Below are 21,673 nucleotides of genomic sequence, written 5' to 3'. Positions count from 1 at the left end.
GTCTTCACCTCTACTCCATTATACCGGATAAGCAAGGCATGCGGGGGCTTTTATTTTGCTTCATACCAGTTACTTCCATAACTTACCTCCGCCTTGAGCGGAACCGACAGCTTCAGCGCGCCTTCCATAACTTCAGGCACGAGCTTTTTCATCGTTTCCAGCTCGTCCTCCGGCACCTCGAACACTAATTCGTCATGCACCTGAAGCAGCATGCGGCTCTTCAGCTTACGCTCGAACAGGGCCCGGTCCATATGGATCATCGCCAGCTTGATAATATCGGCTGCGGTTCCCTGAATCGGTGTATTCATCGCCGTCCGCTCGGCAAAAGAACGCAGATTAAAGTTGCTCGCATTGATCTCCGGCAGATAACGTCGGCGTTCCAGCAGCGTAGTGACGTAGCCCGCTTTGCGCGCTTCGCGGACAATCTCGTCCATATATCGGCGTACGCCCTGGAACACCTCGAAATACTGCTCGATGAACCTTCCGGCTTCCTTCCGCGTAATATTCAGGTTCTGGGAAAGGCCATAATCGCTGATACCGTATACGATACCGAAATTGACCGCTTTGGCAGAGCGCCGCATGTTGCCGTCGACCGCTTCGGCAGGAACGCCGAATACGTCCATGGCCGTCTTGGTATGAATATCCATATCATGCAAAAAGGCTTCCTTCAGCCTTGCGTCGTCCGAAATATGCGCAAGCACCCGCAGCTCAATCTGCGAATAGTCGGCCGCCAGAATCGACCAGCCTGGCTCGGAGGGCACGAATACTTTACGGATTTTGCGGCCTTCCTCCAGCCGGATCGGGATGTTCTGCAAGTTCGGGAACTGGCTGCTCAGCCGTCCGGTCGCCGCAATCGTCTGACGGTAGAAGGTGTGCACCTTGCCCGTCGACGGGGCAATTTCCTTCAGCAGCCCTTCCACGTAAGTGGACTGCAGCTTCGCGAGCGTGCGGTACTGCAAAATCTTTTGTACGATTTCATGGTAAGGCTCCAGCTTCTCCAGCACCTCAGCATCGGTGGAATAGCCGGTCTTTGTCTTCTTGATAACAGGAAGTCCAAGCTTATCGAATAAAATCTCACCAAGCTGCTTCGTCGAATTCAAATTGAATTCCGTGCCCGCGATTTCATAGATTTGCTCAACGAGGCCCGAGATCGTGCTCTCAAATTCCCGGCCCAGCTCCTTGAGACCGTCCATATTGACGGCAATCCCCTGTTTCTCCATGTCGGCCAAAATGCGCGAAAGCGGCATTTCCAGATCGTGGAACAGCCCGGACATGGCTGTTTCGGTCAGATCCTGCTCCTGCTTCGGTACAAGGCCAAGCACAGACGCGCTCTTCGAGGCGACATGCGCGCCCAGAATGTCCAGCTCCGGCACTTTGTATTTGGCTCCCTTGCCAAATACTTCTTCGTCCGGCGCAAGGCGCGGCAGGCCGTATTTGGCGACAAGGTCGCTGAGGTTCTGGTTGGCCTCGGTCGGGTCGAGCAGATATGCTGCGAGCTGCACATCATGCGCCGCCCCGGCGAAGGGGATGCCCTGCCAGTGCAGCGCCAAGTCCGCGCGGTGCAGGTCGTAGCCGTTCTTCGGCGCATGCTCGTCGGCCAGCCAATCGCGCAAGCCCGCCGCGGCGCCGCTCTTCAGCAGCTCGAACGGCACAAAATAATGCCGCTCCAGCAGCGATAGCGCCAGGCCGATTACCTCGGCCCGGTGCGGGTTCTCGCCGTTCGTCTCCACATGCAGCGCCTTCACATCCGTCAGCGCGGCCGTAAGCTCTTCAAGCTCCGGCTCACCAGCAATGACGATGTCAAGCTGCACCGCTTTGGAGGACGACTCTTCGTTCACGGGGGCGCTCCCGCTCAAGGAAAGGCGCTCGAGCAGTGACTTGAATTCCAGCTTCGCCAGCGCAGGTCCGGCTGTGTCTTTCTTGAGACCATGGAAAGCCAAATCCTCCCAGGAATGTGTCAGCGGAACCTCACGGTATATGGTCGCCAGCTTTTTGCTCATAATGGCGTCGTCGGCATGCGCCTCCAGCTTCTCCTTCATCTTGCCCTTCAGCTCGCCTGTTCCCGCGATCACTCCCTCTACGGAGCCGAACTGGGCAAGCAGCTTGAGGGCAGTCTTCTCGCCGACACCCGGTACGCCGGGAATATTGTCGCTCGCATCGCCCATCAGCCCTTTGAGGTCGATGATCTGCTGCGGCGTCAAATCGTACTTATCACGGATCTGCTTCGGTCCATACAGCTCGATATCGGTGACACCCTTGCGAATCAGCGCAATGGTCGTATGCTCCGACGCCAGCTGCAGCATGTCCTTATCCCCCGATACGATCATCACCTGGCGTCCCGCTTCGTCCGCCTGCCGGGAGATACTGCCGATAATATCATCCGCTTCATAGTTCTCAATCTCAAACTGCGGCACGCCCAGGTCGCTAAGCAGACCTTTGAGGAGCGGGAACTGCTCCGACAACTCGGGCGGCGTCTTCTGACGGCCCCCCTTGTACTCCTGGTAACCTTCGTGCCGGAAGGTGACCTTCCCCGCGTCGAACGCGACGATCAGATGCGTCGGTTTATGCTCCTCAATCAGCCGAAGCAGCATTGTAGTAAAGCCGTACACGGCGTTGGTCTGCTGCCCTGCTGTATTAGTCAGGGGAGGCATGGCGAAGAATGCACGGTAAATGACATTATTTCCATCTATAAGAATCAGCTTGTCCATTTTGCACCTCGTCTTTTATTGCTTATCCTTTACATCTTACCACACGGCCCGGCAAAATAGCCCATCAAAGTGCCATTAGCGGCTTCAAAGCTTACACATTCTGTGAAAAAAGAAGAAAGCGCCCTCACCGCTTAGCGGCAATGATGCGCTTTCTCTTATAAACATATTCGGCGTATTCACCAAACGGCCTGGCCGTTTACTACATATTTAAATCCGGACGTTTACCTGTTACCAAGTAAACAACGCTTTCCCCAATGTTGGTCGCATGATCGGCGATCCGCTCGATGTACCGCCCAACCAGCGTAAGCAGCATCGCCTGAGAGACCGATTCGGACTTCTCACTCATATAGGTATACAAATCATTGATCATAGAGCTGTACAAATGATCGACCTGATCGTCGTCCATTGCCATTTTATGCGCCAGATCCGTATTCTCGTCCAGATAGGCGGTAATGGCTTCACTGGTCATGAGTGTAACAATTTCAGCCATACGGGGAATGTCAACCAGCGGTTTGATCAGATCCTGGCCTTGGATACGGAGAGTCACCTTAGCCACATCCAGCGCTAAATCGCCCATCCGCTCAAGATCGCTCGATATTCTAAAAGCAACGATTATTCTGCGTAAATCCTTGGCTACCGGCTGCTGCGTGACGATTAGACGCGAACCGATATCCATAATCTTTTCTTCCAATTCATTAAGATGAACATCAGCCTGCACAATTTCTTGTGCCCTGGATGTATCAAGCTTCTGCAAGGAAAGCACGGCTCCTTCGAGCGCGTCAATGACATGCTCAGCCATCTGCCGCAGCAGATTCCGCAGTTCCTCAAGATTTTTATCTAATTCCACTCTTCGAATCATAATTAGAGCGATCCTCCTCGAATCATTAGGTCATCCGGGCAGGCCAAGCACGCACTTCCCCAAGGGAAGCCGGCTTTATTAGCCGAATCTGCCGGAAATGTAATCTTCGGTGCGCGAATCTTTAGGATTCGAGAATAACTGCTCCGTATCCGCCGCCTCGACAATCACGCCGTTCAGAAAGAACACCGTTCTGCCCGAAACTCGAGCGGCTTGATGCATATTGTGCGTAACCATCACAATCGTATACCGGTCCCGCAGTTCCTGAACAAGCTCTTCGATCTTCTGTGTCGATACCGGATCAAGCGCGGAAGTTGCTTCGTCCATCAGCAGAATATCAGGTTGCACGGCAAGGGCTCTGGCAATACAGAGCCGCTGCTGCTGTCCGCCGGACAGACTAAGCGCCGATTTCTTCAGAAAGTCCTTCACTTCGTCCCAAAGAGCTGCTTGGCGCAGACTTTGCTCCACCAGCTCGTCGAGCTCGGCTTTGGGAGGCTTGCCATGCAGTCTCGGGCCGTAAGCAACATTATCGTATATCGATTTTGGAAAAGGATTCGGCTGCTGAAAAACCATCCCCACTTGCTTGCGCAAGCTCTCCACTTCTACATCGCCGCCGTAAATATCCTTGCCGCCGATCAGAACCTTTCCTTCGATCCGCGTTCCCGGGATCATATCGTTCATCCGGTTCAAGGTGCGCAGCAGCGTCGATTTACCGCAGCCGGACGGCCCGATAAACGCGGTAACCGCCTTCTCCGGAATTTGCAAATCCATGCCTTTAAGCGCATGAAAGGACTCGTAGTAGAGATCCAGCTTTTCTATATCAATGATGGTCTTCTTCTCTATGTCAATGACGGACTTCATTATATGTGTGAGTCTCCTTCTCATCATCTTCCGTACAATCATAAGCCATAATTGTAAATACCGCTCCAGAGAATTGTTAACGCTCTGTAAAATCACTCATCGTGAGCAGCTTTCCTTTGACCTCCAGAGCCCGGTCTGCACTCTGACGGACGAGCCGGCAGGCGGCTTCGTCCGCCTTCTCCACTGTGTAAACTGCCGTTTGGAGGCTTGCGAAGAGCCGCTTCGCGGCCGCTATTTCTTCCGCACTGCCGCCAATATCGTCTGCAGCGGCTCCAGTGAGCTCTGCGGTGCGGGCAGCCTGATCCCCAATGGTTCCAAGCAGCGAAGAAATGCTTGCTGTCAACAGCCGGGTATGACGGGCAAGGTTACGCACCTCATCAGCCACGACTTGAAAGCCCCGTCCTTGTTCACCGGCGTGGGCGGCCTCAATGGAGGCGTTCAGCGCAAGCAGTTCGCTGGTTGCGGCAATTCCGTCAATCTCTCCCGTCAAAGAAGCGCTCTCCGTCACATTCTTCAGCAGCTCCTCAACCTGGCTGCGCTGCTCGGAGATTCGCTCCTCAACCCGTAAATACGAAGTATGTACATGACCCAGCTTCCCGGAGCCGGCGCCAATCCACTGCTCCATACGGCTGCACTCTGCACGGGCCGTTTCGGCAGCAGACGCGGCTTCCTGCAGCGCCGACTCCATCTCGCCGACGTGGTCGCAGCTTCCTTCTACGGCAAGGCGGCGTTCCTGCTCCGCCCGCTCCTGAAGCCGTCCGGAGAGCGCCATCAGATCTCTCACCGTCAATACGCCCTTCAGCTTCCCATTCTCGGTGACGATAACGCAGTCGTAGAATTGCTCTTCCTTCCGCCGCAAGGCCCTAGCGATCAATTCGGAAGGGGGAGCCGAAGACTCCACCACAAGCGCATCTTTATCGGCAAAACGGGCTGCCGGACGTGAATAGAACAGCTCCGCCGAGAATCTGCCTGACAGCTTGCGGTGAAAATAATCCCGCATTAGAAGACCGGCTGGCCGATCCTCTTCGTCCCTGACGACCAGGCATGGAGCATTCAAGTTGTCGCGAAATACCGCCAGCGCCTCCAGGCACTCAAGATGCAGGTCGATCTCCGGAACGCTGATGCAGTAATCCTCAAGCGATATGGCGGAAGGTGGCGCTGATGCCGCCTCCCTTGCGAACTTTGCAGTGGCCGCGGAAGGTGGGTCTTGGGTCCGTGAAGCTTTCGTCCGCGCTGCATCGGGATGTACTGCGTCTAATGACAAGGCACCCGTCTGCGCCGCCTTCCTTTTTTGCCTGAGCAGATGTTCATTCCGCCCGATTTCCTGGCGTTTTATTGTAAGCTTGTCTTTTGCCGCCGCACCTTCGCTTATGTCCGTCCCTCCTCCGCTCAGCTTGCCTCTCTCTTCCTCAACCGTTGTGAGTGAACCCAATGCACATTCCTCCTGCATGACTATTATGTCCATAGCGTATCAACCAAATGTCATAGGAATATTTTCTTACCGTTAATGAAATGTGACTAATACTTCCTAATAAAAAAGAACCCCGGGCTCGGTTAAACGACCGGAGTTCTTTTTTTGTTAACAACCAGCTTGTAGCCGACTCCTCGGATAGAGTCGATATGGACCGACTCGGGGTCCAGTTCCAGCTTCTTGCGCAGCGAACTGACATGAACATCCACCGTGCGCTGCCCGCCGATGTAATCGAACCCCCAAACGGCGTTCATCAAATCATCTCTCGTCAATACAACGCCCGGTTTGCGGGCCAAATACAGCAGCACTTCAAATTCCTTCGGACGAAGATTAATGCTCTGTCCGCCCAAAGTCACCTCGTATCGTTCAGGATAAATTTCAAGCTGACCCAAAATAATGGTGGAATCATTCTCTGCGGTTCTGGGCTGCGGTTCTTCCGATATACCCGAGATACGGCGGAGTACGGCGCTGACTCTGGCAAGCAGTTCCGATACGCCGAAAGGCTTCGTCATGTAATCATCCGCTCCCGATTTCAACCCGCGGACGACATCTTCTTCGGTATTCTTGGCCGTCAGCACGATGATGGGCGTTGTAATCCCCTGACCGCGCAGTTTATCCAAAATATCAATCCCGTTCATCCCCGGCAGCATGAGATCCAGCACAATCAAATCAAAATGCTCCCTGACTGCCCGGTCATAGCCTGCCGTTCCGTGATCCTCATGTGCCACCTCATACCCTTCCTGCGTCAGATTGTAAGACAGCAGCCGGGCCAAAGTCGGTTCGTCTTCGATGACAAGCAATCGTTGTGCCATAGTTTCCCCCGTCTTCATAATTTTTGACAAGCCCATCATATCATCGGAATGTTATCACAGTGTAAAACATTTACGTAAGTCGCCCTGTTTACCCCTAAGTTTAACTTTTCGCTTCACAAAACACTGGAAATGCTAAAAGAATGGTCAGATTTCATTCTCCTGCAGCAGCGGCAGCTCCAGGGTGAATGTGGTTCCGATACCGAGATCGCTTTCTACAGAAATAACGCCTCGATGCAAATCCATCAGATGCTTGACAATCGACAATCCGAGTCCAGTTCCGCCTGAACTCCGCGATCTCGCTTTGTCCACCCGGTAAAATCGTTCAAAAATACGCGGCAGGTCCTTGCGGGGGATTCCCATCCCGGTATCTGTGACGGTGAATACAACCGTTTCCGTTCCGTCTTTTTTCTGCCGGTTCATCGCCCTCACCTTGACATTGCCGCCTTCATGCGTGTAACTGATCGCATTCGAAAGCAGGTTGAGGAAAATCTGCCGCAGCTTGTCCTCATCGGCTTCAATGAAGAGCTCTTCCGGCACCTCCGCGCTCAGGCTGATGCTTTTCTTCTCCGCTACCTTACTCATCGTTCCAAGCAGCGAATCGAAGAAGGTTGCCAGGTGGACCGGAGAACATTCCAACTGGACTCGTTTGGACTCGATTTTGGACAATTCCAGAATATCGCCGATCAAGCGGTTCAGCCTTTCGTTCTCATCATATATGATTTGTAAAAAAGAGTTCGCCGTCTTCTCATCCTTCACCCCGCCACCAAGCAGCGTCTCCGCGAATCCCTTGACCGCCGCGACCGGCGTCTTGAGCTCATGCGAGACATTGGCAACGAACTCGCTGCGCATTCTCTCCAGCCTTCGAATTTCCGTTACCTCTTGAAGCAGGAACAGCATGCCTTGATAAGAATCGTCCTGCGTCATCGGCACCCCGTCCAGGCGCATGATTCGCTCTCCCGAATTGTAGAAGCTCCGCTCCTCATGCACCGGCTCCCGGCGGAATAATCCGTCCTCCAAAATACGGGTCAGCTCGTAGTGGCGCTTCAATTCACGGAAGGAGCGGCCGACCAAGTCCTCCGCATTCACGTCCAGCATCTTCTCAGCCGCCTTGTTGAGCAGGGCGATTTCTCCCCGATCATTCACTAGCAAGATGCCGCCGGTCATATTATCAAGCACGCTCTGCAGCAGGTTCTCATTATCGCGTATCGTGCGCAGCTGGGTCTGCAGACTGTCCGCCATCACATTGATCGCGGTCGCCAGCTGGCCGATTTCATCCCTTCGGTTCAGGGATACCCGAGCGTCGTAATCAAGATCGGTAATCCGGCGGGCCACACGGGTGATCTGCTCCAGTGGCGATGTGAAGCTGAGGGAGACACGATAGCTGACAATAGCCGCCGCTATGAACAGCAGCACAAGTCCGCCCGCCATAATCGTCCAAGCCCTGTTCACTCCTTGTTCGACACTGTCAAGGGACAGGGACAGGCGGATATATCCGTTGAAGTTTCCGTTCTGTGAGGATACCTTCTGGGCAACATATAGCATATTTTTCTTCATCGTGTCACTGTATCGGATTGCCCGGCCAATCCCGTCTTTTGCCGCAATAATCTCTTCTTGACGATTGGAGTGATTGTCCATTAACTGCGGATTCCTCTCCGAATCTCCAATTACTTTTCCCTCTTGTGTAATAAAGGTAACCCTCGAATTCGTGAGTTTACCAATACTTTTGGCCTGTCCGGTATAATAATTAATCGCATCCGGAGCGTTCATATCGCGGAATTCCATCGTGCCCACGAGCAGATTTATTTCCCGGGACATATGATCTTCAAGCGCTGCAACATGGGAATTCTTGAACAGATGCGCCATCGTGAAGCCCGCTCCAATCATGGAAATTCCGATCAAAGTCATTAGTATTAACGAAAGACGGACTCGAAATGGTTTCATTCGGCACATGCCTCTTTCTATGCTTTACTATACTGCTTTACTCTATCGTAGCCCGATTTCGGTGAAATTGCCAGTGCAAAAGCATACCATGTAAAACCAAAAATCGGAGCTCCAGACGTTAATACATCTGTGCTCCGATCTGCTACATATGATCATTATCATAGTCCATACAGCGCCTTACTTAAACACCGCTTCACGGAATAACGCCAATTTACTGGCGGAGTCTTTCTCAACGTCGGCATGCAGGCTGTTGCCGTGGGAATCCATGGTCACAATCGCCGCAAATCCGTCTATCGTCAAATGCCACATCGCCTCGGGGATGCCGAATTCGAGAAAATCGACGCCGTTCACTTTCTTGATGCATTCGGCGTAATACTGCGCCGCTCCGCCTATCGCATTCAGATAAACGCCGCCATGATCATGGAGCGCCTGTAGCGTCCCCGCCCCCATGCCGCCCTTGCCGATGACGGCCCGGATGCCGAATTTCTTGATGATGTCGCCCTGGTACGGCTCCTCGCGGATGCTCGTCGTCGGCCCGGCCGCCTTCACATGCCAGCCCTCCTCATCTTTAAGCATGACGGGACCACAGTGGTAAATGACCGCCCCGCTTAGATCAACCGGAGACTCATGGTCGATTAAATACTTATGCAGAGCGTCGCGGCCGGTGTGCATTTCGCCCGACAGGATGACCACATCGCCGACACGCAAGCGGCGTATATCTTCCTCGCTAATCGGCGTCGTCAGTCGGATCTCCCTTGCACCGCCTGCCGTATCTGCGCCAACCGCAGCAGAACTTTCGGCAGCCGCGGGTTGGACGGCCCGTTCGCCGGAGTTTTCGGCTTCCGGAGTATCCATATCTGGCGGCGTTTTCGCTGCGACCGCTCCTACGGTAATGCCGGAGCCCCGCTCATACAGCCACTCCCGGATATCCCCGGTAGCGGTGTCGATCAGTACGCCTTGGCGGCGGAACGCCCAGCAGTTGTAGGCGACAGAAACGAAGAAGCTCGCAGGAAGCCGATTCATCACCCCAACTTTACAGCCGAGCAGAGTCACTTCTCCCCCGAAGCCCATAGTGCCGATGCCGAGCTTATTGGCATTCTCCATAATATAATTTTCCAGCTCAAGCAGCTCCGGGATCGGATTCATATCATCCGCCTTGCGAAACAGCTGCTTCTTCGCCAGCTCATATCCGGAAGTCCGGTCTCCGCCAATACCTACTCCGATAAATCCCGCGCTGCAGCCCTGCCCCTGAGCCTGATAGACAGCATGAAGAATGCATTTGCGGATACCGTCAAGATCGCGTCCGGCTTTACCCAGTCCTTCCAGCTCGGCAGGAAGGCTGTACTGTATGTTCTTGTTCTCGCAGCCGCCTCCCTTGAGGATGAGCCGCACATCAACATGCTCTTCTTCCCACTGCTCGAAATGAATGACCGGTGTGCCTTCGCCAAGATTGTCGCCGCTATTCCCGCCTGTGAGCGAATCGACAGAGTTGGGCCGCAGCTTGCCGTCCCGGGTCGCCCGGACAACGGCTTGACGGATATCACGCTTCATTTCGAGCTGATTCACGCCTATCGGCGTATGTATGACAAAAGTAGGCATGCCCGTATCTTGGCATATAGGGGAGACCTGAAGCTCGGCCATGCCGATATTTTGCGCAATTGTAGCAAGGGCCAGTCCCGAACGTGTATCTTTATCTTCGAGCGCCCGTCCCGCAGCTATCGCCCGGCGAACGTCGCCAGGCAAGTTGGTGGAGGTCTCAACGATCAGATCATACACACTGTCTTCGAACTTCCGCATCATCAATACACTCCTCTTAAGTCCAGGGTTTAGATGGCTTTCATTTTGTATCTATCATATCATACCGGTACAATCCTATAAAAAAAACCAACCCTCCGCAAATAGGAAGGTTGGCTTGAACTCTTAAACTCTTGAACTCCTCCGTCAGCGCACGGAACTTTCGGCAAGAATATCCCAGTCTTTGAACACCGGCTGAAGCCCGCTGCCGTACAGCATATCCCTGATTTCCGGCACGCTTCGGCTGTCGGATATTTCAAACTGCGGCGTTCCGCCGTCACTGGTATGCCCGCCCACCTCTGTCGAGACGCCTGCCGACATTTTGGTTACCCCCAAGTGCACAAGGCGGTCCCGCAATTCAGCGGGTTCTCTTGTGGACAAAGTAATGCCGGAACGGGGCAGGAACAGCCGGTACGCCAGTATAATCTGTACCAGCGCGCGGTCGGTCACGTCCGATTCGGGGTTAAAGCTTCCGAGATAGGGACGGAAACGCGGGGGAGACAGGCTAATCTCACAGCCAGGATAACGGTCCTGAAGATAACTTGCGTGCATCGCCGTCATGAACGCTTCCTGCCGCCAATCGTACAAGCCGAGCAGCGCGCCGATGTTGACGGAGCGGAAGCCTGCTTGACAGCCGCGCTCCGGAGCATCCAGGCGGGCCCGGAAATTGCGCTTCGGGCCTTTAACATGCAGCTTGCGGTACGTCTCCTGGTGGTACACCTCCTGAAATAGAGTTAATCCGTCCACGCCCGCATCGGCCAATTCTTTGTATTCCTCCATCGACAGCGGATTGACCTCGATGCTGATGGAAGAGAAATACTTTCCGAGCACCTTTACGCAATCTTTAACGTAACCGACCGGAGAGTCTTTGCGCGATTCCCCTGTCAGCAGCAGAATATGGCGTAGTCCGCTAGAGGCAATTGCCGCCGCTTCCGCTTCAACTTCTTCCAACGACAGCTTCTTGCGCGGAAAATCATGAATGGCGCTAAAGCTGCAGTACGTACAGTGGTTGACGCAATAATCCGCTACATACATTGGCGTGAACAGCTGAACGGCATAGCCGAAATGCGAGCGGGTGATGCGCTGCGCTTTTTGCGCCATTTCTTCCAAATGGTGGCCGGCGGCCGGTGACAGCAAGGCAAGCAGATCTTCCTTATCCAGCTTCTCCTTGGCCAGCGCCCGCATGACATCGTCCTTCGTGTACTTTTTCCACAATTCCTTAAAGGGAATACGCTCCAAGTTCGTCAGCGACTCAAAAAAGCTCAACAGTCTCAGTCCCCCTTCCTATACGTTCAAGAAACCGGTCAAAGGCGAAGAAGCTTCCGCCTCCTGCTGAACCGGGCCCAGCCCGGCCAGATACGCCTGCCGGCCGGCTGCAACCGCGCCGCGAAAAGCTTCCGCCATGCCAAGCGGATCACGGGCTGTGGCAATCGCCGTGTTCAGCAGCACGGCGGCCGCGCCCATCTCCATCGCTTCCGCCGCCTCCGACGGACGGCCGATTCCGGCATCCACAATGACCGGCAGGCCGGCCTCTTCAATCAAGATGCCGATCAGCTCCTTCGTCCGGAGGCCCCGGTTGCTTCCGATAGGCGCGCCCAGCGGCATCACCGCCGCCGCGCCCGCGTCTCTCAACCGGAGAGCCGCAGACAGGTCCGGGCTCATATAGGGAAGGACGACGAAGCCTTCGGCGGCCAGAATTTCCGTAGCACGGATCGTCTCCAGATTGTCCGGCAGCAAATATCTCTGGTCGTTAATGACTTCGATCTTCACCCAGTTCCCCATCCCTGCCGCTCTGGCCAAGCGAGCGATACGCACGGCTTCTTCTGCGGTCCGCGCACCGGAAGTATTGGGCAGAAGGGTCATCTGCTGCGGAATATGGCTCAGAATGTTCTCCTCCCGCGAAGATGGGTCGACTCTTCGAAGCGCCACGGTAATTACTTCGGAGCCGGAACGGGCGATTACCTCCGGAATCAGCGTATTGCGGCTGTATTTGCCGGTTCCGATGAACAGACGGCTGGATAGGGCTTTGCCCCCGATATGTAATGCATCCTGCATAATAATAATCCTCCCCTATTCGGTTAATAGAATGCTTGATAGTTAGCCAAAATAACGGTGATACAGCGACCGGGCTTCGGCGGGATCACCCGTTCCGTGAACGAGCACCCTGCCATCGGGAAAGATCGCCATACGGTGCTGCTCCAGTGTCAAAGACAGCATAAAGGGATTCCGCTCCGCCCGGCCATAGGCGGACAGCCGCCGCTCCCACTCCTCCAGATCAAGTCTCATCTGGCTTGGCGGGCGAATCTGCACCGTATCCCGCCCGCAGAGTACGGCCGTTCTGGAATGACTGCCCGGCGATAAATAAGGATAAGTGCGTTTAGCGCCGCAGGACGGGCAGTCGGCGCGCTTCAGCTTGGACGTATCTACCGACGAGTAACGGTTCGTCCATAGATCGAAAGAGACCAGTGTCCCGCGCAGCGCGCTAACGTTCCCTGACAGCCACTTCAGCGCTTCGGCCGTCTGGTAGGCAGCCGTCATCTGCACGGCGGGACCGATTATCCCCACCGTGTCGCAGGTATCCCCTCCGGCTGGGACACTGTCCAGCAGACAGTGAAGACAGGCGCTCTGCCCCGGAACAATCGTCATTGAAATGCCGTAGCTGCCGGTGCAGGCGCCATAGATCCAGGGGATACCGTCTCGCGAGGCAATATCATTTACGATCATCCGCACCTCGAAATTGTCCGCCGCATCAAGAATTAGGTCGATCCCTCGGGTATAGAGGCCGATCTCCTCCGCAGTAATATCCGCAACGATGCCTTCAACTTCCACAGAGGAGTTAACGCTGCGAAGCCTGCGGGCGGCAGCTACCGCTTTGGGAATCCGCTCAGCCGCATCCTGCTCGCTGAACAAATTTTGACGCTGCAGGTTGCTCCACTCCACATAATCCCGGTCGACGATGGTCACCTTGCCCACACCCGAGCGCACCATCGTCTCCGCGCATGCGGAGCCAAGCGCCCCAGCGCCAATAATCAGAACCTTCGCCTGCGCCAGCTTTTTCTGGCCCTCGGCTCCAATCCCGTAAAACCGTTCCTGCCTGCTGTATCTGTCCTCTCCGGCGAAATTCACCGGCCTCAGCCTCCTCCCACAAAATGCACCAGCTCGATGCGGTCCCTGTCGGCAAGGGGGACCGTTCCGAAATCATCCCTGCCCACGATCATGCCGTTCAGTTCAACAATCATCTTCCGTTCCTTCCATTCGGGGCGGCTCAGCAGATCCGCAAGCGTAGCGCAAGCCTCGTCCAGCTCGGTCTCGTTCCCGTTGATATAGAGTTTCATTGCCCTCACCTCCTTTCATATCCGGCTTCTTGAGCGGCAGCCCGGACGGCAGCACGGTAAGACTTTGCGGCCGCCACAGGATCGGACGCGCCGCAGATGCCCGAGAGTACGGCAATGCCCGCCGCGCCGCATGAAATCACCTGTCCTGCATTGCCCGGTTCAATGCCGCCAATCGCAATGACCGGAACCCGGCAGGCACGCACGGTTTCCGCAAGCCTGTCCAGTCCCCTCCCCGGGAGACCCGGCTTGCTGGCCGAGGCGTATATATGCCCGAAGAGGCAGTAATCCGCCCCTTCGTCTGCGGCAGCAGCTGCTTCATCCGGGGAATGGACGGAACGGCCAATGCGCAGGCTCTGAGACAGCTTGCGGGCCGCAGCGGCCCGGAGGCTGTGCCCCGCAAGCTGAACGCCTCCGGCGCCAGAGGCCAGCGCAACGTCCAACCGATCGTTTACGACGATTTGTTCAGGGCGTATCCCAAGGCTGCGCATCTTCTCGACCGCTGCGTACAATTCTTCCGCTGTGCGCGTTTTTTCCCGCAAATGAATATAGTCTACAAAGGGACCTACGGCCGCAGCGATAAAGATAAAGCTGTCCATTAACGTCCCGCCGCCGGATATGAGATGAATTTCGGGGTCCTTTGACTTTGGCGGACACATAGCCCTATTCGCCTCCTGTGTTTATTTGTCATAAGCAGCACAAAAAACCGCCCTCCCGAAGGAAGGCGGCCGGAAACTGCAAATGGGATCGAGCCTTGACAGGCCCGGATGCAGATATTCACTCTCCACTTCCCTACGCTGGTATAAACCAGATCAGGTTCAAAGGGTCCGAACCTTGCGTTCGTCTCAGCCTTGCGGCACCCCTAGTGTTCACGCTATGCAACTATTGATCTTTCACAGCGTATCATAAATTTCCTTTTCATACCACCTTTTCATGAAAAAGCCCCAATCCGCGTGATTTGGATCGGGGCTTGCATATTCAGCAGAAATCCTCTGGGATACGTTAAGAGTCGTCAACCGTTAACGATTTCGCCGCCATTCACATGAATAACCTGTCCGGTTACATACGATGAATCATCGGAAGCCAGATAGACAAAAGCCGGAGCCAGTTCTTCAGGCTGTCCCGGCCGTTTCATTGGCTGTGTTCCGCCGAACTCACTGACCTTCTTCTCGTCGAAGGTGGACGGAATGAGCGGCGTCCAGATCGGACCCGGCGCGACCGCGTTGACACGGATGCCTTTATCCACCAAATTCATGGCGAGTGAACGCGAAAAGCTGAGGATCGCCCCTTTGGTGGACGAGTAGTCCAGCAGTTGAGGATTTCCTCTGTAAGCCGTAATCGACGTCGTGTTGACGATCGTCGAGCCATGTTTCAAGTAGGGCATAGCCGCTTTTGTCAAATAGAACATCGAGAAAATATTAGTGCGGAACGTCCGCTCCAGCTGCTCGGAGCTGATATCCTCGATTCTTTCTTGCGGATGCTGCTCCGCCGCATTGTTAATAAGAATATCCAGCTTGCCCAGCCCTTCCACTGTTTTGTTGATAAGATCCTGGCAGAAGACTTCGACGCCGATATCGCCGGAGACGAGAACACATTTGCGTCCTTCCTGTTCGACCTGGCGCTTCGTCTCCTCTGCATCGGAGTGCTCATTGAGATAGGAAATGACTACATCGGCCCCCTCCTTGGCAAAAGCAACAGCTACCGCGCGGCCGATGCCGCTGTCTCCGCCTGTGATCAGCGCCGCTTTACCGAGAAGCTTACCCGCCGCTTTGTATCCCGCCGGTTCGTATTTAGGCCGGGGCGTCATCTCCGATTCCAGACCGGGCCTACGATCCTGATGCTGCGGCGGCAATGTCTTTTGGGCTTGCTGATTACTCTCAGACATATTTCATTCTCCTTTCGAAAAGTTGTAAAATATAGACTTTCCTTAGGATGTCTTTGGGATGTGCAATTATTCGTTCCTGCTCACAATAACCAAACACCCGCCTCCAAATGGAGACGGGCGACGTGGGCCGGGCTTTAGCTAATTTTCAAATAATCTCATCAAAAACCATAAAGAAAACCATAACCAGCAAGCACACCGCGAGCAGCGCGCTTAACGTGCGGATTTTGCCGGTTTCGCGGGAGACGTCTCGGCTCTGCTTTATGCCTGAGGCCGCAAGCCGCAGTGGCTTGCTCATAATGCCGCCCAAAGCGAACATGGCGAGCAGCAGCAGTGTAACTATAATCATCCACGGGACCGAGTACTCGCCTTTGGTCATCATGTAGCCGCCGGTAAGCAGTTGAATGACCAAGCCATATTGGGCAACGCGATTAAACGCGCCGATTGCGCTCAGCGAACCCTCCTTGGCTGCGGAAGAAAGCTTCTCTGTCCGGCCTAGAATGAAAGGCAGCACCAGGTAGAAACCGAGTGTCAGCGTGCCAATCATATGTAAGAACATTAAAACGCTCCAGTTCATACCATATCCCTCCCGATAAATCTATGACATAAGTTATATCAATAAATATTATAAACACTAATTGCTTAATCTCAAAAGAAAAATCCCCATTTTATCATAAATAAAATGGGGATACGTTCATACTTTTGTCAATTCTGAGCGAGCATCAGAGCCGTGTTGGCGCCGGTAAAACCGGCGCCAACGACTGTAATCTTGTAACGTTTGATGCTCAATGAATCGACCTTCCTACATATGCTGGATCACTTGGTCAGCGAATTCGGAGCATTTCAGCTCTGTCGCTCCCTCCATCAACCTTGCGAAATCATAGGTTACCGTTTTGTTGTTGATGGCAGTTCCCATACCTTTGTAGATCAGATCGGCGGCTTCCTGCCAGCCCAAATGCTCCAGCATCATGACGCCGGACAGAATGACCGAACCTGGATTAACAACGTCCTTGTCCGCATATTTAGGCGCCGTACCGTGGGTGGCTTCAAAGATAGCATGCCCGGTCACGTAGTTGATGTTCGCACCCGGAGCAATGCCGATCCCGCCAATTTGCGCCGCAAGTGCGTCGGACAGATAGTCACCGTTAAGGTTCAGCGTCGCAATGACGTCAAAATCGGTCGGACGGGTCAGCACCTGCTGCAGCGCGATATCGGCGATGGCGTCCTTGATAATGATCTTGCCATCCTGCTCCGCCTGCTTCTGAGCCGCATTCGCCGCGTCGGCGCCTTCGCGCTCCTTGATTACATCGTACTGGTTCCAGGTAAACACCTTGTCACCGAACTCCTGCTCGGCCACTTCATAGCCCCAGTTCTTGAACGCGCCCTCAGTGAACTTCATAATGTTGCCTTTGTGCACAAGCGTAACGCTCTTACGGCCGTGCTTAACCGCGTATTCCACAGCGGCGCGAACGAGACGCTTCGAGCCTTCGGAGGATACCGGCTTGATGCCGATGCCCGATGTTTCCGGGAAACGGATCTTGCTTACACCCATTTCTTTTTGCAGGAACTCGATCACTTTCTTAACCTGCTCTGTCCCTTCCTGGTATTCGATGCCGGCGTAAATATCTTCCGTGTTCTCCCGGAAAATGACCATATCGACCAGCTCCGGACGCTTAACCGGGGAAGGTACCCCGTCAAAATACCGCACCGGACGCAAACATACATACAAATCGAGCTCCTGGCGCAGCGCCACATTCAAGGAACGGATGCCTCCGCCGATCGGAGTCGTCAGCGGCCCTTTGATGGCAACGATGTACTCGCGGATCGCTTCGAGCGTATCGTTCGGAAGCCATTCTCCGTATGTATTATACGCCTTTTCTCCGGCAAACACTTCATACCAGGCAATCTTCTTGGTTCCGCCGTAAGCCTTATCCACCGCCGCATCCAGCACCCGTTTGGAGGCTTTCCAAATGTCGCGGCCCGTTCCGTCGCCTTCAATGAAAGGGATAATCGGATTACTAGGAACCTGCAGCTTGCCATTGTCAATTGTGATTTGTTCGCCTTCTGTCGGCAGTTCATACTTTTCGAGTTTCAGCATTAGTGTATAATTCCTCCTTAAATGTTGGTGTGCGGCATACGCTTCTCCCAGCTTTAAGGGTGGGAAAATGAAATCAGGGCTTTAAGAAGCGTATGCCATTATAGCGGCTAATCATCTGTCGCCAGCGTCCTTCCGCTCAGGACAGGCATGCAGAAAAAAGGCTGCTTATCTTTCGTTGACCGGAACGTATTTTTGCTCCACAAGACCCGTGTATTCCGCGCGCGGACGGATAATGCGGTTGTCTTCGTACTGTTCGAGAATGTGAGCGGTCCATCCCGATACCCTGCTGATGGCGAAGATCGGCGTAAACAGCTCGCGGTCTATGCTTAATTGAGTATACACGGACGCGGAATAAAAATCGACATTGGGCTTAAGGCCTTTCTGCCCGGTTACCAATTCTTCAATCTTCACGGACATGTCGTACAGTGTCGTATCGCCCTTGATTACGCCCAACTCGCGCGACATTTTCATCAGGTGCTTCGCGCGCGGATCGCCGTTCTTGTAGACACGATGCCCGAAGCCCATAATTTTCTCCCTGCGGTCCAGCTTGGCGCGGATATAAGGCTCTACATTCTCAAAGCTGCCGATTTCCTCCAGCATTTTCATTACAGCTTCGTTCGCTCCGCCGTGCAGCGGACCTTTAAGCGCACCGATTGCCGAGGTGACTCCGGAGTAAATGTCAGACAGCGTCGCAACCGTTACCCTTGCGGTAAAGGTCGAGGCGTTCAGCTCATGGTCGGCATGCAGCACAAGCCCTGTGTCGAGAGCCTTGACCGATACCATATCGGGCTGCTCGCCCCGGAGCATATACAAAAAGTTCTCGGCAATGGAGGCGCCAGGCTTGGGAGCGACAGGCTCCAGCCCTTTGCGGATGCGCGCCAGCGCCGCCACAATCGTCGGAATTTGCGCCTGCAGCTTCACTGCCTTGATTTCATTGGCGCTGCGGCTCATATCATCGGCAGCCTCATCGTACAGCGCCAGACTCGATATGGCGGAGCGCAAGGCGGCCATCGTATTGGCATCCTTCGGATACAGCTTCATCTGCGCGATAACCTGCTCCGGAATCGCCGCAAAATCGCTCAGGTCCCGCTTCAGTTTCTCCAGCTCGGCCGTGGTAGGCAAGCTGCCGAACCAGAGCAAGAAGGCCGTCTCTTCGAAGCTGGCATTTTCGGCAAGATCATCGATATCATAACCGCGGTAAGTGAGCACGCCGTCCACAATTGAACTGATGGAGGAAGCAGCCGCAACAATGCCTTCCAGTCCCTTTATAACTGTCATTGTAAAATCTCTCCTTTTGCCAACTGAGGGTATTTAGAGGTGAAAACCTGTGAAAACATTTACAATTTAAAGTAGTTAAAAAATGATAGCGTATTAATTAAGCCTGCTGCCCAGAAGGTTGATGAAATAATAGGTCAATCCAAAAAAATAGAGCCTTTAATTATCATACCGGAAATTGTAGATTACGTGAACTATATGGAAGCTTTGCGGCGCATCAAATGATTTTATCGGAGAGATAGAAAATTGCTTCCTTGCGAGCGTTTCATGTATGCACCTTCAGTTTACACGGGCCGAAAAAAGGGATGATTTCCCTTTTACCGGAATATACATTAGGACGAGGACGAGCATTATAAGAGCCGTTCATTTCCGCATAAAGAAAGGAGAATCGGCATGGACAGCCTGACGCTGAAGAGGCTGCTGAGAGGCCTATGGGTCGTTTTGGCCGTCATTCTTGTTCTCTTCTGCCTCTATGTACTGCTTCCGCTGCTGTATCCGCTGTGCCTCGCCTGGCTGCTCGCTTACAGCATACGCCCGGTCGTAGAAGGCCTAAAGCGGCTTCGGCTGCCGTCATGGCTTGCGGTCATCCTCTCGCTTGCGCTTTATATCGGCTCCGCTGGGCTTGTGCTTACCGCGCTTGTTACCCGGCTGGTGAAAGAACTGGCCGTTCTTGCCCAATCCTTCAATCTTCACGCGCCGCAGTGGCATGAACTGCTTCAATCCTGGAGCCGCAGCGACCGCCTTCAAAATATCATTAACCAAATTAACCAGTTCTACAACAGCAATCCGGATTATCACGCCACGATCGACAGCCATATCAGCAAAACGACGGAATCGATCGGGGTTGCCGCGACCAATCTCGTTACCGGCATCTTCAATCTGATTCTTAAAATAATCGCTTCCCTCCCATCGCTCGGAACAGTCCTCATTGTCGTCGTTCTAGCTGCCTTTTTTCTCGCCACAGGATGGGAGCGGCGGAGCCGAATACTGTCAGATTGGCTGCCGGACGGATTTCGCAGCACAGCGGCGAAAATCTTCAGCGATCTGCGGAGAGCGTTCTTCGGTTATCTGCTTGCGCAGCTTGTCTTAATCTCGATTACTGGAGTCATTGTTATCGCCGGCCTGATTCTTCTGGGTGTCAAATCGGCCTTCGTTCTTGGACTGATGATCGGTCTTGTCGATCTGATGCCCTATCTTGGCGTCGGTATCGTAATGATTCCGTGGGCTCTCTATTCCTATATGACAGGTGATATGCCGCTTGGCATCGGTCTTTCCGTGTTGTATGGCATCACTTTGATTACCCGTCAGGTGCTGGAGCCCAAGCTCGTGGCCAGCAGCACAGGTCTCGACCCGCTTGCCATGCTGATCGGCATGTTCGCCGGCCTGAAGCTGCTCGGTGCAGCCGGCCTGATTCTCGGTCCGGTTGCGCTTGTGATCCTTGGCGCCTTGTGGCGGGCGGGTGTCTTCCGAAGTCTCCATTCCTATATTCTAAATGGCAGACTGCACTAAGGAGACGGCCCCGCAAGAGCTGCCTGCCGCTCTAAGCCGGCATAACGCCTCTAAATCTGTACGTGCACAAACGCGGCCATATGAAACGATAAAAAGAGCGAAAGCCGCATGATGATCAGACGGTCTTCGCTCTTTTGGGTAAAGTTTAAGTGCCGGTTATCTCTTATAATAGGTAAACGTGCCGTTCTTCATTTTTTTCTCAATCCACTTCAGCAGAAATCCGAGGTACAGAGGCCGGGTCAGGGGAAAAACCAAGGTGAAGCCAATAATGTCCGTGATAAATCCCGGTATAATCAGCAGCAGTCCCCCGAAAAAGATGCATAACCCGTCCAGCATCGTCCGGCCCGGAATCCTGCCCTCTTGCATTTGCTGCCTGCTGTCCTGCAGTACCTTGCTGCCCTCAAAACGCATCATCAGAAAACCGATGAGTGAAGTCGAGATCAGCAACAGCAGCGTCTTGGACGCTCCGAACCAGGACGATACCAGGATAAAGCCGAATAGTTCTGTAGCGGGAATAATAAACAACGCCGCCCACAGCCAATTTCTTTTAATCATATCGTCCTCTTTTCTTTGCGCAGCGCCGTTACGATTGCACCGTAAACTTCTGGCAGTGTTCTGTCCAGCCGAACGGGCCTGAGCTCCCGGTTTACCCAGGCATGGCCGGTGGAGCCGGTAACCAGCAGTTCTCCGGCAGCCGAGGCTTGAAAGCCCTCAGCAAATGACGCCTCATTATTGTTATGCAGAACAGCGGCATCCGATCCATACAAGCGGGCGCCGGTCAGTTCCGGGCCGGATACCCGCCGCACCTCATACTCGAAAGTTAGCCGAAGGGGCGTAAACGACGACATGCGGGCATAGACGGCGATTGTATCATCATATTTTGCGGACCGTTTGAATTGCAGCTCTGCCGAGGTGACCGGAAGCAGCATGCCCCGGTTCTCCAGTTCAAGATAGGAAAAGCCGAGTTCGCGCAGCATTTCGGTCCGCCCGATTTCAAACCAGTTCAAATAATTGGAATGGTATACCACACCCATCTGATCGCTCTCCTGGTAACGGACCCTCAAGGAGGCGGCATGCCAGGGGCCCGGCAAAAAATCTTGGGTTTCCACGCATGATCTCCTCCTTTCCCTTGAT

Annotated in this window: 19 protein-coding genes and 1 riboswitch; of the genes, 1 reads left to right on the top strand and 18 read right to left on the bottom strand. The window is 54.0% G+C overall.

The genetic code is table 11. The annotated features are described in order from the left end of the window. Positions 1–50 precede the first annotated feature (50 nt). From polA to citZ, 16 genes are all read right to left on the bottom strand, one after another. Complete coding sequence (gene polA, locus PDUR_RS09495) at positions 51–2,708, bottom strand: DNA polymerase I (RefSeq protein WP_042206064.1); 2,658 nt, start codon at positions 2,706–2,708, stop codon at positions 51–53. Between the two features lie 199 nt (positions 2,709–2,907). After that, complete coding sequence (gene phoU, locus PDUR_RS09490; RefSeq protein WP_042206062.1) at positions 2,908–3,567, bottom strand: phosphate signaling complex protein PhoU; 660 nt, start codon at positions 3,565–3,567, stop codon at positions 2,908–2,910. 78 nt (positions 3,568–3,645) lie between these two features. Further along, the gene (pstB, locus tag PDUR_RS09485) at positions 3,646–4,425 is read right to left on the bottom strand and encodes a phosphate ABC transporter ATP-binding protein PstB (protein ID WP_042206060.1); all 780 of its coding nucleotides are present in this window, start codon (positions 4,423–4,425) and stop codon (positions 3,646–3,648) included. Between the two features lie 76 nt (positions 4,426–4,501). After that, on the bottom strand, positions 4,502–5,857 hold the full coding sequence (locus tag PDUR_RS09480; RefSeq protein WP_052410142.1) for a methyl-accepting chemotaxis protein: 1,356 nt from the start codon (positions 5,855–5,857) through the stop codon (positions 4,502–4,504). A gap of 122 nt (positions 5,858–5,979) precedes the next feature. Further along, positions 5,980–6,708, bottom strand: coding sequence for a response regulator transcription factor (locus PDUR_RS09475; RefSeq protein ID WP_042206059.1), 729 nt, complete (start codon positions 6,706–6,708; stop codon positions 5,980–5,982). Between the two features lie 144 nt (positions 6,709–6,852). Continuing rightward, positions 6,853–8,649 (bottom strand): two-component system histidine kinase PnpS, encoded by a 1,797-nt coding sequence (pnpS, locus tag PDUR_RS09470; protein ID WP_042206057.1) that lies wholly within the window; start codon positions 8,647–8,649, stop codon positions 6,853–6,855. A 177-nt stretch (positions 8,650–8,826) separates the two neighbouring features. Beyond that, positions 8,827–10,446 carry a fumarate hydratase gene (locus PDUR_RS09465; RefSeq protein WP_042209215.1) on the bottom strand — a complete coding sequence of 540 codons (1,620 nt, stop codon included), beginning with the start codon at positions 10,444–10,446 and terminating at the stop codon, positions 8,827–8,829. A 144-nt stretch (positions 10,447–10,590) separates the two neighbouring features. Next, complete coding sequence (gene thiH, locus PDUR_RS09460; RefSeq protein ID WP_052410141.1) at positions 10,591–11,709, bottom strand: 2-iminoacetate synthase ThiH; 1,119 nt, start codon at positions 11,707–11,709, stop codon at positions 10,591–10,593. 18 nt (positions 11,710–11,727) lie between these two features. Further along, on the bottom strand, positions 11,728–12,498 hold the full coding sequence (locus tag PDUR_RS09455; RefSeq protein WP_042206056.1) for a thiazole synthase: 771 nt from the start codon (positions 12,496–12,498) through the stop codon (positions 11,728–11,730). 42 nt (positions 12,499–12,540) lie between these two features. Beyond that, positions 12,541–13,569: a ThiF family adenylyltransferase gene (locus PDUR_RS09450; protein WP_042206055.1), complete on the bottom strand. Its 1,029-nt coding sequence runs from the start codon at positions 13,567–13,569 to the stop codon at positions 12,541–12,543. Positions 13,570–13,574: 5 nt separating this feature from the next. Beyond that, entirely contained in the window at positions 13,575–13,778 is a 204-nt protein-coding gene (gene thiS, locus PDUR_RS09445) for a sulfur carrier protein ThiS (protein WP_042206054.1), read from the bottom strand. A gap of 5 nt (positions 13,779–13,783) precedes the next feature. After that, entirely contained in the window at positions 13,784–14,434 is a 651-nt protein-coding gene (locus PDUR_RS09440) for a thiamine phosphate synthase (RefSeq protein WP_042206053.1), read from the bottom strand. Between the two features lie 113 nt (positions 14,435–14,547). Beyond that, positions 14,548–14,649, bottom strand: a riboswitch (TPP riboswitch). A gap of 138 nt (positions 14,650–14,787) precedes the next feature. After that, positions 14,788–15,660 (bottom strand): SDR family oxidoreductase, encoded by an 873-nt coding sequence (locus PDUR_RS09435; RefSeq protein ID WP_042206052.1) that lies wholly within the window; start codon positions 15,658–15,660, stop codon positions 14,788–14,790. Positions 15,661–15,805: 145 nt separating this feature from the next. After that, on the bottom strand, positions 15,806–16,234 hold the full coding sequence (locus PDUR_RS09430) for a hypothetical protein (protein ID WP_042206051.1): 429 nt from the start codon (positions 16,232–16,234) through the stop codon (positions 15,806–15,808). 225 nt (positions 16,235–16,459) lie between these two features. Further along, positions 16,460–17,755, bottom strand: a complete 1,296-nt coding sequence (gene icd / locus PDUR_RS09425) for an NADP-dependent isocitrate dehydrogenase (protein WP_042206049.1) — start codon at positions 17,753–17,755, stop codon at positions 16,460–16,462. A 165-nt stretch (positions 17,756–17,920) separates the two neighbouring features. Then, positions 17,921–19,033 (bottom strand): citrate synthase, encoded by a 1,113-nt coding sequence (citZ, locus tag PDUR_RS09420; protein ID WP_042206048.1) that lies wholly within the window; start codon positions 19,031–19,033, stop codon positions 17,921–17,923. Positions 19,034–19,423: 390 nt separating this feature from the next. On the opposite strand from citZ, the gene ytvI reads away from it, so the two are divergent. Then, the gene (gene ytvI / locus PDUR_RS09415) at positions 19,424–20,539 is read left to right on the top strand and encodes a sporulation integral membrane protein YtvI (protein WP_042206047.1); all 1,116 of its coding nucleotides are present in this window, start codon (positions 19,424–19,426) and stop codon (positions 20,537–20,539) included. A gap of 156 nt (positions 20,540–20,695) precedes the next feature. On the opposite strand, the gene PDUR_RS09410 is transcribed toward ytvI, so the two are convergent. Both PDUR_RS09410 and PDUR_RS09405 read right to left on the bottom strand, forming a co-directional pair. Beyond that, complete coding sequence (locus PDUR_RS09410) at positions 20,696–21,094, bottom strand: FxsA family protein (RefSeq protein WP_042206046.1); 399 nt, start codon at positions 21,092–21,094, stop codon at positions 20,696–20,698. Further along, positions 21,091–21,648 carry an acyl-CoA thioesterase gene (locus PDUR_RS09405; RefSeq protein ID WP_042206045.1) on the bottom strand — a complete coding sequence of 186 codons (558 nt, stop codon included), beginning with the start codon at positions 21,646–21,648 and terminating at the stop codon, positions 21,091–21,093. Before PDUR_RS09405 ends, PDUR_RS09410 begins: the two co-directional genes overlap by 4 nt. Positions 21,649–21,673 lie beyond the last annotated feature (25 nt).

The sequence above is a fragment of the Paenibacillus durus genome (genome assembly GCF_000756615.1).
Lineage (GTDB): Bacteria > Bacillota > Bacilli > Paenibacillales > Paenibacillaceae > Paenibacillus_AQ > Paenibacillus_AQ durus.
This window is presented reverse-complemented; position numbering and strand designations above follow the sequence as displayed.